This is a genomic window from Runella sp. R0.1_18, assembly GCF_057652155.1.
In genome coordinates this window covers 135952-150044 of the sequence record NZ_JBYFCK010000001.1, presented here as the reverse complement: position 1 = coordinate 150044, position 14093 = coordinate 135952, and the positions used below count along the sequence as shown (strand labels likewise).

Here is a 14093-nt window from a genome sequence, read left to right as displayed (position 1 = left end):
ACAACACTAATTTGCCCCTTAAATGCAAGTGAAAACTAGATTGCCAAGTAATGAATGCAATTTTATGGCTACTGCGCACAGAATGCTAATGGAGAAACCACCTGTATTGGAAAGCTGTTTACTATTATTTTAACCGCTGGAAAACGAATGGAACGCTCTAGTGTATCAATCGAGAATTGAATCAGCTGGATTATAAAGCAGGAAGTCTATTTGCCTGAATTTGTCGTTTATAGTCAGAGTGTTAAATTAGTTTCAATGATTTTTGAATATCGAGATATTGAAGCCTATAAAAAGATAAATGAGTGCAAATGACAGTTGTTGGTTGATACGGGAGGGCATTTATGGGCTGTTCATGTACATGCTGCTAATGAGGTTGATGGACATACTCCATTAGCAGCATTAGGTGATATTATGTAGTATGGCGACCGAGTTGAAAAGTATTTAGTGATGGGGCTTAAGGGACGTTTTGACCAAAGAGGTAACTCTGTGGGGCATTGATTTTGAGCGAGCCTCCCGACCTGAATCAGTTCTGGGTTTTGTACCAGTTGCCAAGCGTTGGGTTTTTAAATGAACTATATCTTGAACTAATTTTTAACGAACCATCAGATTATGAGTATATACTACCTTCTTCGGTTAGCTGACTAATTTTGACCAATATCCAAATCATGTTGCAACGAATCAGAACCACTGGAAAAATATAATTCCTAAATACACTTTTAAACAAAAAAATAATGACTAAGCTACATTATATCTTCTGCTATATTTTTTTATTAATAATGCTATCATCGTATTTTGTTTTTGGACAAAATGTCAAGTTCTCAATCATAGGAAGTGTATCAGGGAAAGATACTTTAAAAAGTATAAAGTTGATAAAATATATCAGCCATTTTGAAGATAAATATATTGCAGATATTCCAATTGTTGATAATAAATTTTACTACGAAAATGATAAAATAAACGAAATAGATGCCTACATAATAAGACACCCAAATAGCTCAAATTTAAACTACTGGTTTATTTGGGATGGTGAGGTAGAAATGACGATTAGTAATAGCAACTTCTACCCTACAAGTATTAAGTCCCCTCTCACAATGCTTCGAGATAGTTGTAGTGAGTTTTTGAATAAAACTTATTTCGATAAAATAAGAGAACTGGATAAACTCATATCTGAGGAAAGAGTACATAAAAAACATGGAACGAGAATAGTTGAATTGGAGAAGCAAAAAGGTGTAGCTTCCGAAGCTGCAAAGGAAGGTCTTCATAAATTTAGAGAAAATTTTATTAGATCAAATCCAAATTCATTTTTAAGTCTATATTATTTAACCGAATCAGGATTTGAATCAGGTGATACTTGGTGTATAGAAATGTTTGAATTATTGAGTGATAGTTTAAAAAATCATAGTCGTGCAAAAATATATAAATAGTATTGTTTGATGAATTGCTAAAAAAATAGTGTTTTATGTTCAATGGTCTCAAATACAATCTACTTACTTGGTACAGTCAATTCCAAAACCATCGGAAGGTGAGTCGAGAAAAAACACATTATCAAGCCTCAAAAAAGAAAAGTATATCTACCATTAAAGTTCTTGGTAATCAATTTATTCCAAAGGATATATCCGAAATCAGGCTCTTTGCCATCATGCGTAATGAATCACTGCGCCTGCCGCATTTTATCAACTATTATAAAAACTTGGGTGTAGCGCGTTTTTTTTTGATAGATAACAATTCAACAGATGATTCAGTAGCGTTGGCTTTGACTGAAGAGAAAGTACATGTTTTTGAGACAAAGGAAAATTATCAAAATCACTGGTATTGGATGGAACATCTGTTGGATACCTACGGCAAAGGGCATTGGTGCGTAGTGGTAGATATTGATGAGTTGTTTTCTTATCCTTCTGCGGAACATCTTTCTTTACGCGAACTACGTTCTTTTTTAGAAAGTAAAAATGAGTCTGCAATTCGTACATTTCTATTGGATATGTACTCAGACCAAAGCGTGGTGGCAACGAAGTACAGAGCAGGAAACAATCCTTTGAGTGTTGTAAATTGTTTTGATAAAGACTATGTGAACCTTAAATTCCTCTTCTATGATAGAATTCGGTGGCAAACGTACACTTTTGATACGTTCACGGGAGGGATGCGGGATCGGGTTTTTGGTAGGAGTAATCCACCTTCTATTTTGTCTAAAGTCCCCTTTTTCAAAAATACCGAGGGTACATATCTTTCCCAAGGGATGCACGCCATCAATGGAGCTACCTTGAGTGAAGTACAGGGAGTAGTGTTTCATACCAAGTTTTTATCAGATTTTATTACGGAGGTAGAGGAAGAGTGTCAGCGTGAGCAGCACTATGGCAATGCGTTTTACTACAAAATCTTTCACCAAAAACTCAAAGAAACACCTGATATACAGTTTTATCACGAGGGCTCGGCCAAGTTAGAGGGTTTGCAGCAGTTAGTAGAATTAGGTCTAATGAAAACAACTCCCGAATTTGAAGCCTTTGCGCAGTCGGTTTTAGCAGAAAAAACAATATGAAATTCCCCCACTACCGTCAACTCGATGCCATGGACTGCGGCCCTACTTGCCTACGCATGGTGGCTAAGTACTATGGGCAAAGCTACGCGGTGCAACCGTTGCGGGCAGCAGCGGAGATTGGGAAAGAGGGCGTTAATCTATTGGGTATTGCGCAAGCCGCCGAAAGCATTGGTTTCAAAACGCTGGGCGTGAAAGTTACCTTAAAAAAACTACTAGAAGAAGCTCCATTGCCGTGTATCGTACACTGGGGGCAAAATCATTTTGTGGTGGTACAGCCTCAGTCCCCAGCCCCCCGATGGGGGTGTTTTTTTTCCTCCTCGTCAGAAAGAGGAGGGCAGGAGGTGGCTGTCGCTGACCCTGCCTCTGGCATGATTACCTATACTTACGAAGAGTTTGAAAGTAAGTGGGCTACGACGGTTGTAGATAGCGAAAAAGTGGGCATAGCCCTACTATTAGAGCCCACACCCCAGTTTTACGATATGAATACTCCCCTCTCTAACAGGAGAGGGGCTGGGGGTGAGGTTAAAAAAGCAATAGGCCTTCAATACCTATTGGGGTATTTGTGGAAATACAAACAGTTGGTGGCGCAATTGGGGTTGGGGCTAATAGTAGGCAGTATGTTGCAATTAGTACTCCCTTTTTTGACGCAGTCGGTCGTAGATGTGGGCATTCAAACGCGTAACCTCCATTTTATTACACTGGTTTTGGGTGCGCAAATCATGTTGTTTGTGGGCCGTGTTTCCGTCGATTTTATTCGTTCGTGGGTGCTATTACACATTAGCACGCGCATCAATCTCAGTATTTTATCTGACTTTTTGACCAAATTGCTCAACCTTCCCCTTTCTTTCTTCGATACTAAACTTACGGGCGATATTCTTCAACGCATCGGAGATCACCATCGTATTGAGCAGTTTCTGACGGGTACTTCCTTGCACACCCTTTTTTCGTTGTTTAATCTACTGGTTTTTAGTATTGTTTTGGCCTATTACAATCTGACAATTTTTGGCGTTTTTTTGGCGGGTAGTATCTTATACGCGCTCTGGGTGGTGCTTTTTCTTCGCTACCGAAGGCAGCTCGACCAAAAGCGATTTGCCTTGGCGTCTCAGAACCAAAGCAGCTTGATTCAGTTGATAACTGGAGTACAAGAAATCAAACTCAATAATGCCGAACACCTCAAACGTTGGGAGTGGGAAAACCTACAAGTTCGTCAATTTAGATTGAGTATGAAAGGGTTGGCGGTAGGTCAGTACCAGCAGGCAGGGGCTCTTTTTTTGAACGAAGGCAAAAACATGACCATTACTTTTCTGGCGGCTATGGCGGTGGTAAACGGCCAGTTGACCCTTGGTGGGATGATGGCCTTGCAGTATATCATTGGCCAACTCAATAGCCCAGTAGAACAGCTGGTGCAATTTATGCAGCAGTGGCAAGATGCCCAAATGAGTTTGGAACGGCTCAACGAAATTCATGAATTGGAAGACGAAAGTCCTGCTATTTTTAACAAAGGAATCCTGATTCCTGCATCGTTAACACAAAAAAGTATTGTCATCAAAGACCTTACATTTACCTATCCTGGGGCAGGAAATGAGCCAGTGTTGAAAAATATAAATTTACACATTCCAGAGGGAAAAGTGACGGCTATTGTGGGTAGTAGTGGAAGTGGAAAAACGACGCTTTTAAAATTATTACTACGCTTTTATCCACTCCAAAAAGGAGAAATTAGCCCAGTATTGGGCGAAGGAGGGGTTCGTCAATGGCGTAGTCAGTGCGGAACGGTGCTGCAAGATGGTTTTATCTTCTCCGATACAATTGCTAATAATATAGCAGTGAGTGAAGAAGTACCCAATATCCAGAAACTTCTTCATGCCGTAAAAGTGGCTAATATTCAGTCGTTTATTGAAGAGTTGCCACTGGGATATAATACCAAAATAGGGGCAGAAGGTAATGGCATCAGTCAAGGCCAAAAACAACGATTGCTCATTGCAAGAGCAGTTTACAAAAACCCCGATTATTTGTTTTTTGATGAAGCAACCAATGCGTTAGATGCTAACAATGAGCGGGCGATTATGCAAAATTTAGAGTCGTTTTTCCAAAACAGAACCGTAGTAGTAGTAGCACATCGGTTGAGCACGGTTAAGAATGCGGCTCAAATTGTTGTATTGGAAAAAGGGGAGATTGTCGAAATAGGCACACACATAGAATTGGTTCAACGTCGAGGAAAGTACTATGAACTGGTTAGTAATCAGCTGGAATTGGCCGTATAAACTTATTATTCGTTTACCTAATGAATTCAGACGAAGAGATAACTCCCAATGAATGGAAGCTCAACACAGGGGGACGAGCAAATGGCTCATTTTCTTCCTTCCCGTTTGAAAATTCCGAACCAGTCAAAGAAGTAAATCTTCGTAGCTCAGAAGTAAACGAGTTGCTGAGTACGCCCCCCGTGTGGTTGGTACGATGGGGAATTACTGTTTTTTTCTTTGTATTGCTATTACTTGGGGCAGTAGGCTGGTTTGTAGCATACCCAGACTTGGTAAAAGGGCAGTTGCGTGTCATTTCACTCCACTTTCCTAAATCAGTCCACGCAAAAACAGAAGGGGTTCTAACGCAGCTTTTAGTACGAGAAGGGCAAAGAGTCCAACGTGGTCAGCAACTGGCCTATTTAGAAAGCACTGCCAATCCAGGGGAGGTTTTTCGATTAGACTCAGTTGTAGGAAAGCTTATTAACCAAACGGATGTAAATCAGCTACATGCGGTGTCTATACCGCTGTATTTTCAATTAGGGGAGCTTCAAAAATCGTATCAAACGTTTCAAGATGCGTATGTCCGTTCTAGGGCGTTATTGAAAGGAGGGGCTTTTGAACAAAAGAAATCCGCATTGGAAAATGATTTAGCCCAACTTGAACTATTGCGCGAAAACCTTCAAACACAACTTAGTAATTATCGGAAAGACTTAGAACTTACCGAGGATGATTTGCGGATGAATCGTAAACTGCACGAAGAGCGCGTAATTGCTGATGTCGAACTACGACGTACTCAGAGCCAGCATTTATCTAAAAAACAAGTAGTTGACCAAGCCCAAACCGCTTTCAACAACAACGGAATGTCGAAAAACCAGAAGCAGCAAGAACTGCTGGAGCTAGAAAAGACGCGTACCGAGCAACTTAATGGCTTATTGCAATCTATAAATACTTTGAAAAGTGATATTGAAGCTTGGAAGCTTCGCTACATTACAATGGCTCCAACGAGTGGTAAAGTGGCTTTCGCTGCACCCTTACAAGAAGGACAAACGGTAAAATCGGGGCAAGAACTATTTTATGTGCTACCAAGTGGTAGTGGTTATGAAGGGGAGATGTACGTAGGGCAGTATAACTTCGGAAAAGTAAAGAAAGGCCAAGAGGTTATAGTTAAACTTACAGGTTATCCTTACCAAGAGTTTGGTACAGTTAGAGGCAGAATCACTTCAATAGCCACGATGCCTAAAGATACGGCGTATCTTATTAAAGTAGGCTTTACTGAAGGTTTGGTTACTTCAACGCACCAAAAACTACCATTTCGCAATGGCATGACCGCAACAGGCGAAATCATAACAGAAGATTTACGGCTGATTGAAAGGTTTTTCTATGATTTTCGTAAAATGCTTAGGTGAAAGATTAAATCAAAATAGAGGTGTAATAATTTCAGAAGCCTTGCTCTTCTCCAAACGTGTGGGGAAGGGCAAGGCTAGGATATTTACAAAGCCAATTTCAGCGTTTCGCGGTCGTAGAGCGCCTCGTCGAGCTTTTTAGAATAGCTGTTGAGGAGGATCGCAATACTGATTTTTTGTTCGGGGAAATAATAAGTGATTCCGTTGAAACAATACACATTCCCACCGTGGCCAATCCCTTTTCTCCCATCAAGGTCAAGTAGAAGGTGATTCCCTTTTTTTGTGTTTTATGAACAAAAAAATATTTTTTCTAAAAAAAAGTACATTATTTGTTTTTACTAGATTTTTAAATATTTTTACCAAATTATTAGTAACCAGTACTTTTATTATAGTCATTAGATACTGGGTTATGTAAAAATTAATACGTTATGATTAATAAAATTACTTCTCCATTGCTAATCTACAATTTTTAATAAGCCATGCCTATCTTAATATCTTTCTGGATTTATTTTTTGGGTGTCTTCAATGATGCCCCACCCCTAACTGCTAACTCCGTTCAGCTGGTCGGTAGTGCTTGCTGGGATGCTGCCACGGGTGTAGATTTAAAGTCCACGGTTTATGCCATAGTTGCTGGCAAGAAAATAAAACTGGGGGATAGCGACAGTAACGGTAAGTTCAATCTTCAAATTCCAACAAACGTACAAGCACTGATTTTTGAGAGTGATGGATATGTTTCAGTTCAAAAAAATGTATATTTTTTTGGAGCGTTCAATGGCGGGTCAAAATTCCAGATTGGGTTACCCATACATAAGAAAGGGGCTGTTGTAGTCGAGAAATCTACCAAAGAAAAATACAACCGAAACCCTGATACTGTCATTTTTTGTTTTCCAGATTCTCATCGGAAGGGGATGCAATATGAGCTTTTTAGAGCGAAAAATCGCTCTCTTTTAGTTGATTTTAGTAGTACGATAAATCGGAGTAGTAGCTTCAATACTGACAGAGTACCAGGGGATTATATAGTAACGGTAAAGTCCCAAAATGGAGAAATACTACTAGAAAAAAGCTTTGTCATCAAAGATGGCATTAGTATTGTTGATCTCCACGCAGTAGAATCCAAACGAGAAAATGTTGCGCAACCTGTTACAGGTACGGAAGTGAGCTTTGATAAACGTACTTTATATTTTGAGCAAAGCAAGTACGACTTACAAGAAGATTCAAAGTTGACTTTAGATTCGGTTGCTTCGTATTTATCAAATCACCGAGCGTATAGAATATTAGTGGTGGGGCATACCGACAACATAGGTAAAAAGGAACCCAATGTGATACTGTCTGAATACCGAGCCCGTGCAGTATCAGGTTATTTACGGAATAAAGGGGTTTTGGCAAATCAAATTACAACTAAATGGGAAGGGGCTACCCAGCAGTCAGAAGCCGCTGATGTTTCAAAAAAGATTGAAAACAACAAGCGTGTAGTTATTGAAATTATCAAATAAACTTGGTTATGAAAACTCAAATCGTATTTGTGTTTATATTTTCCTTTTTTCAAAGTGTAGTTTTTGGATACAAGCTACCCACGAAAACAGATACCACAAGGTTATATATTGAGAATAAATCGAGTAAACAACTGGTTTTTAACATCAATTCTGTGACAGATGATGTTAAAATTGAATATAGATCTAATAAAGAAAAGGATACGGTTGTTATCTTTCATCAATCACCTCTGCACTTAGTAACAACTCGGCGTGACAGTATTAATGATTATGTTCACACCACTTTCGTTGTCAATAGTGGTGAAAATATTTATATCCAACAATCTCCCAATCAATTAAAAGCCTTTATCAAAGGAAATTCACTGCGAAACAACGAATTGGCTTTCTATACGGCTATGCAGCAAAAATTGGGCAATTATGAAGGTTTTATGGTGGAAAATAAAGTTTTCAAAAAGCTTTCTCCCGTGGTGAGGTTGCAGAAAATAAAAGAGTTGTATGGACAGCGAAAAGCTTTTTTGGTAGAATACGCAAAAAAAACACCATTGTCCGCTGCTTTTATAAAGAGATCTGAAAAATCTTTTTACTATCGACAATACACTGATTTTTTGACTTTGTACCTTGATGATAAGACGTTTAAAAGTTCTTATCGTACCAATAAACCTATTGCTGATTTTATTAAGAATATGGAAATAAATGAGAATTTTTGTGATTTAACAGATTATGCTGATGCTCTCCAAAATAAACTACTTGTCGAAACACTAAATACAAAGGATTATAACGAATTATACCAAAAAGCCAAGCGGGATTTTACAGGAAATACGCGTAATGTTTTAATTTACAAAGTTCTCATGTATGCTGAAAGAAGCCCAGAGTTAGGTGACATGATAAATGACTATGTAAAAATAGGAACGCATGAAGTTTTAAAACGTAAAATAATAGATACGTTTGGTTTAGGAAAAACCATTGAGATAAAACCCGATAAAAGCAATGATATTAGTGATGCAACTATTGTTAAATTAGCTACAAAGCAACAGGTAGTATGGGAGAATCTATTGAAAACTAATAAACCTACCTACGTTGATTTTTGGGCAAGCTGGTGTGGTGCCTGTCGTGATGAAATGAGAAATACAAAAAAGTTGAAGGAAGAATACCGAGATAAAGGGATTGAATTTATTTACATATCAGTAGATGAAAATATTGGTTCGTGGGAGAATGCCTCAAAAAAAGAGGGTTTACCTGAAGAGAATAGCTATCTTTTACCTAGCTACAAAAAATCAGCAATTGTTGAACAATATAATATCCGTTCGTTTCCTCGCTACATGATTATAGGAACAGATGGAAGTATCATTAACGCAAATGCACCTCGCCTTAGTGATCCTAAGATTAGAGAATCATTTGATGAATTATTGAAAAAGTAGGGCAACGTTTTTATTCCTAAAATATACTTTTGTTTACTGTTAAAAAAAGAAAAAAATGACAAATAAAATTATATTTTTTTTGATTTTTCAATGCTCATTTTTATTGAAATATAATGCATTTTCAAATGATACTGAAGGTGTCATTCATGTTTCCTTTAAAAATACTCAAAAAATTGATAATTACTTTTACTATACGAAAACAGCTTGGACTCAAAATAAGTACTTGTTACGATTTGTGTACGATGATGAGATGAAATGGATTGAAGTGGAAAGTGAAGTTAAAAATAAAGATATTCGACTCAAAATAAAAAATAACCATTGTGTTCTTCGTCACTGGGTTAATTACTTTGATTATAATGATTACATTTTGCAAAAAGGAGACTCAGTTGTTATTGAATACGATAAAAATATTCCTATTGTAACTATTCTCAACAGAAAGAGCTCTAAAAATGATTATAAAGTGGATGACATAGTAAGGAGCCACTTTGAGTTTGTGAATTATTCTCCAGTTGGGGAATATTTTGGCGCTGTTAGCTTGCATGGAAAAAAAATATTGAATGATAAAAGTGCGCTTGCTCAGTCAAAAAATATGACAGGAGAGCAAATTATGAATAGAAACAAAAAAGAGATTTTGTTGATGAAAAATAAATTGTATCCAAAGTATATGGCCTATCTTGATATCAACAAAAGGGTTATTGATTCACTTAGCAAACGAGGTCTTATATCTGAAAATGTGTATAAATTTCAGGAAAATAAAATAGGTAATTTAAAAAAGTTAATAGAAGTTGAAATAGAGCGAATTTCGATAGATGAAGTCTATCGTTGGTGTAATTCTCAAGAAAATACCCTCGAAAATTATGAAGGAATTTACTTCAAAGATTTTGTTGATGCAGCAGAGTATAAATTTGTTGCGGAGAAAGCCCCTTATTTGGATTTGAAAGATGGAACTAATAGAGATTATAAAGTGATTTATGATGAAATAAATACAAAATTTAATTTTCCAGAAACAGTTAAAAACTATTTGTTGATAAAAAATGTTGGTAGAATTTCGGAGTCACTTTCAAAAGATGACTTTTTGAACTACTTTAACAAATTAGAAAAAGATATAAAAAATACTTCCCTGATTGAGAAACTTAAAGTAAAATATGCCTTAGAGCTCGACACAACGCACTATGTGCCTACATCACTTACGTTGATGGATAACAATAAAGAAAAAACGTCACTTGATGATATTATTAAGAAGTCCAAAGGAAAAGTAGTTTATGTTGACTTTTGGGCAAGTTGGTGTGGCCCTTGCCGAGCTGCTTTTCCACATTCCGTAAAGCTAAGGGAGTCATTAAAAGATAAAAATGTTGTATTTATTTACTTATCCATTGATAAATCCATGGAAGCTTGGGTAAAGGCTTCTGAAAAAGAATTGCTTAATAGTTATGCTAATAGTTTTCTTGTACTAAACTCAGGAAATGCTGATTTCTTGAAACAACAAAAAATAGAATCAATCCCTCGTTACATGATTTTTGATAAACAAGGAAAGTTGATGTACCCGAATGCTCCTAGAGTAGAAAGCAAAGAACTCACAAAACTTTTGGCAGAGTTGTCGAAGTAATAGAATGCTTTATTTCTAGGGGAATAATTAATACTATTAACACGCCAATAAAAAATCACGAATATGACTATCTATTTACTGTCTTTACTATTTTGTGTTTATAGTAGTGGCTTTAATAAGCCATTGGTAATACAAAATAAAAACACCGTTAAAATAACTGGATTTTGTTATGATCCAGCGAGTGGCTTCGATTTGAAAGTGCATATTTTTGCATTAGAAGGCGAGAAAAAAATAAGCTTGGGAGAAAGCAGAGCAACTGGTCGCATCAATAAATTTCAAATTCAATTACCTAACTCAGTAGAGTTTTTATTGTTTGAATCAGAAGGTTATAGAACTATTAAAATGCCAATAAGGCGCATCGGAAGTATCGAAGAAAACTTTGAATTTGAAATGACCATACCGATGGCATCCCAAAATTCGCCGACACTGCCTTCAGAAAATCAACTTCATTGGCATTTTACGTTTACTGACAATAAAAATGTAGAATTTAAAGTAAATAACATACTGGTTATAAATCGTTTAATAAGAAATAAGCATTTATACTTAATTCCTATGCAACCTGGCAAACATTTAATTCAAGCACGCTCTGAAGAGGGGCGTTTATTGCTTAATCAGGAGTTTGTACTTGAATCGGGGTTGACACTTATGGACGTTAGAGTCAACAATGCCGAAGTACCCTTAGCTGATAAATCTAGAAACGTGCGTACAAATAAAAACTCATTTGATACTAGAACATTGTATTTTGACCAAAGTAATTATGATTTAAAAAGTGAAGTGAAAACCGTCTTAGATTCAATTGCAACGTTTTTGATAGAAGAACCACAATTCAAAGCTCAAGTGACAGGATATACAGATAATGTCGGCGACAGAAATAAAAATATGATTTTGTCCGAATACAGGGCACGCGCTATTGGTGGATATATTATTCAAAAAGGTATTTCTTCCGAAAGGATAAAAATGGCTTGGAGAGGCGATGAAGGATTTAATAGTAACGATGAATCTGAAGAAAATAAGAAAAAAAATAGAAAAGTGATTATTCAAATATCAGCTAACTAAGAGGTAACAATACCCGTTATGAAAAAAATATTTTTCTATTTACTGTTGCTACTTCTTATAATAGGTTGTAGTGAGCCAAAAACAAGCAAAATTGTTCGTATTGCTGGTAACTTGAAAAACTTGCCTGATGGTACAATGAATGTAATTACTGACGTTACAAAAGTTGTTGATTCTACTAAAACTAAAAATGGAAAATTTGAATTTTCACTCCCCGTAGCCGAAAACAACATGCCTCTACTTGTTGAATTTCAACACATTGATTCGGTTGGTAATAAAAGATTTTTTATGTATGATTCAAAGCAAAAATATAAAAATGGAAAGGTAATTCTCTCGTATTTTTATTTAGAAGAAGGGGTTGAAATAAATGGAGAAATTGAAGAGATAAAAACTACAAGTATTAAACTTCCTAATAAAGTTAAGTTTGTAACAGCGCCTATAAAATTTGGAAAGCAAACGAAAGTAATGTTTGAAGATTCGCTAGGGTTTTCATCAATAACGAAGATAGATGATTTAAAACGCCTGATTAAATTTCACCCTTATTCGTACTATTATTTAGATGGTTTAAGAAAACAAGTTTCTAGGTTTTCTAATAGCCAGATGATTGCACTTTTAAATCAATTTGACGCTGATGTTAAGAAAAGCACTACATGGCTTACTTTAAGCGAATATGTTGAAAATAGGAATACCAAAAAGTTGGATTTTAATACAGTTATGGAAACAAGAGATGGTAGTGAAGCCAATGTGTTGACCGAAAATGCTTCTTTAAACATGGTGATTCTGTGGGCATCATGGTGTGGCCCTTGCCGAATGGAAATTCCCCAATTGAAAAAAATTAGCAACCAGTTTTCTAATAACCCTCGTTTTAGTATGGTTTCGATATCCCTAGATGAAAACAGACAAAATTGGCTCAAAGCGCTTGGCAAAGAACAGATGCCGTGGAAACAATTATTGATAACAAAAGAGACTAGAACTTACTCCAAAGAGCTGTTTGAATTTGATGGAAGTATTCCAACCACGCTGTTTGTGGATAAGGAAGGAAAGATTGTTAAGAAGTTTGTGGGTTATGATGAAAGTAGTTTACGTGAATTTGAAAAACTAATCAACAATCACTTCAAAACTCAGAAAAATGATTTGTAAAAGTAGGTCAAGCAACTTTTCGCTCGACCTACTTTCTATCTTTTTACAAAGCCAATTTCAGCGTTTCGCGGTCGTAGAGCGCCTCGTCGAGCTTGTTAGAATAGCTGTTGAGGAGAATCGCAATACTGATTTTTTGTTCGGGGAAATAATAAGTGATTCCGTTGAAACAATACACATTCCCACCGTGGCCAATCCCTTTTTTTCCATCAAGGTCAAGTAAGAAAAGCCCCAACCCATAGTCTTTGATGTAAGAGAGGTTTTCAGGAATATCTTTAATCACAATGTTGGTTTTGGACTCCATCAACGCCACCGACGCGGCCGACAGGATTTTACCTGTTTTGAGGGCTTCTACAAACAAGGCCAAGTCGTACGAATTGGAAATCATCCCTCCGTCGAGCATACTTTGTCCACCCACGGCAAAAGTGTCAAATTGGGTCATGTCACGCATCATGCCGTTGTTAAAAGAGTCGTAGTAGCCCCTCGACAAACTTGCGGGAAGGGTAGTAGAAGCATACGTATTTTGGAGATTAAGCGGCCTAATGACCTTCTCGGTGACTACATCGTAGGCATTTTTTTTGGTCACATTTTCAATGATTAGTGCCAACAGCAGGTAGTTGGAGTTGGAATAACTCCAGTTGGTGCCGACTTCAAACAGCGCTTTCTTGTCAAAAATCGTTTTTAGATTCTCCGCTGCTGACTGTTTTTGGGCAGATTCGTTATAGATATTAAGCACCCCTTCAATCTCCAAATAATCACGAATCCCAGACGTGTGTTGAAGCAAGTTTTTAATGGTTGCTTTATCAAGATTTTTGATGTTTTTAGTATATTCTTGGGAAAGGTACTTGCTTGCCAAATCGTTGATGTTGAGTTTGCCTTCCTCCTGAAGTTTCAGGACAGTGACCGCCGTAAAGGTCTTCGAGATACTCCCGATGCGGAGGGTGTGGCAGGGCGTAAGGCTGATTTGGTTAGGAATGTCGGCTTTACCAGCGGCGGCGCTCCACGTTCCTTCGGGCGTACGCACCGTGATGCTCACACCCACGGCGCCCGCCGCCATAAACTTGTCGATGATTTTTTGGTAATTAACAGCTCTAGGATGGGTAGTATTACCGAGTGAGCAGTTGGGGACTAGCTGGGCAGAGCCAATGTCGTTTTGGCAAGCACCAAGCGTTAGTAGCGTGACAACGAGCAGAAATGAGATAGCTTTCATGGA

Annotated in this window: 11 protein-coding genes; 9 read left to right on the top strand and 2 right to left on the bottom strand. The window is 37.3% G+C overall.

Annotation, left to right across the window (positions count from 1 at the left end):
• Window positions 1-731 precede the first annotated feature (731 nt).
• Genes AC23P2_RS00620 through AC23P2_RS00605 form a run of 4 tightly spaced genes read left to right on the top strand, consistent with a single transcriptional unit; the run spans window position 732 to window position 6179 of the window.
• Window positions 732-1424, top strand: a complete 693-nt coding sequence (locus AC23P2_RS00620) for a hypothetical protein (protein WP_487771404.1) — start codon at window positions 732-734, stop codon at window positions 1422-1424.
• A gap of 35 nt (window positions 1425-1459) precedes the next feature.
• A complete protein-coding gene (locus tag AC23P2_RS00615) occupies window positions 1460-2533 on the top strand; it encodes a glycosyltransferase family 2 protein (RefSeq protein WP_487771403.1) in 1074 nt (357 codons plus the stop codon).
• A complete protein-coding gene (locus AC23P2_RS00610; RefSeq protein WP_487771402.1) occupies window positions 2530-4794 on the top strand; it encodes a peptidase domain-containing ABC transporter in 2265 nt (754 codons plus the stop codon). The genes AC23P2_RS00615 and AC23P2_RS00610 overlap by 4 nt, the downstream gene beginning before the upstream one ends.
• Window positions 4795-4814: 20 nt before the next feature.
• Window positions 4815-6179: an HlyD family secretion protein gene (locus AC23P2_RS00605; protein WP_487771401.1), complete on the top strand. Its 1365-nt coding sequence runs from the start codon at window positions 4815-4817 to the stop codon at window positions 6177-6179.
• 83 nt (window positions 6180-6262) lie between these two features.
• Here the strand turns inward: AC23P2_RS00605 and AC23P2_RS00600 are convergent, their stop codons facing one another.
• Window positions 6263-6394 (bottom strand): hypothetical protein, encoded by a 132-nt coding sequence (locus AC23P2_RS00600; protein ID WP_472490602.1) that lies wholly within the window; start codon window positions 6392-6394, stop codon window positions 6263-6265.
• Window positions 6395-6655: 261 nt separating this feature from the next.
• On the opposite strand from AC23P2_RS00600, the gene AC23P2_RS00595 reads away from it, so the two are divergent.
• From AC23P2_RS00595 to AC23P2_RS00575, 5 genes are all read left to right on the top strand, one after another.
• On the top strand, window positions 6656-7669 hold the full coding sequence (locus AC23P2_RS00595) for an OmpA family protein (protein ID WP_487771400.1): 1014 nt from the start codon (window positions 6656-6658) through the stop codon (window positions 7667-7669).
• 8 nt (window positions 7670-7677) lie between these two features.
• Window positions 7678-9084 (top strand): TlpA family protein disulfide reductase, encoded by a 1407-nt coding sequence (locus AC23P2_RS00590; protein WP_487771399.1) that lies wholly within the window; start codon window positions 7678-7680, stop codon window positions 9082-9084.
• A gap of 55 nt (window positions 9085-9139) precedes the next feature.
• Window positions 9140-10690 carry a TlpA family protein disulfide reductase gene (locus tag AC23P2_RS00585; RefSeq protein ID WP_487771398.1) on the top strand — a complete coding sequence of 517 codons (1551 nt, stop codon included), beginning with the start codon at window positions 9140-9142 and terminating at the stop codon, window positions 10688-10690.
• A 63-nt stretch (window positions 10691-10753) separates the two neighbouring features.
• Window positions 10754-11746, top strand: coding sequence for an OmpA family protein (locus AC23P2_RS00580; protein ID WP_487771397.1), 993 nt, complete (start codon window positions 10754-10756; stop codon window positions 11744-11746).
• A gap of 18 nt (window positions 11747-11764) precedes the next feature.
• Entirely contained in the window at window positions 11765-12883 is a 1119-nt protein-coding gene (locus tag AC23P2_RS00575) for a thioredoxin-like domain-containing protein (protein ID WP_487771396.1), read from the top strand.
• Window positions 12884-12926: 43 nt separating this feature from the next.
• On the opposite strand, the gene AC23P2_RS00570 is transcribed toward AC23P2_RS00575, so the two are convergent.
• Window positions 12927-14090: a serine hydrolase domain-containing protein gene (locus AC23P2_RS00570; RefSeq protein ID WP_487771395.1), complete on the bottom strand. Its 1164-nt coding sequence runs from the start codon at window positions 14088-14090 to the stop codon at window positions 12927-12929.
• Window positions 14091-14093: the final 3 nt, after the last annotated feature.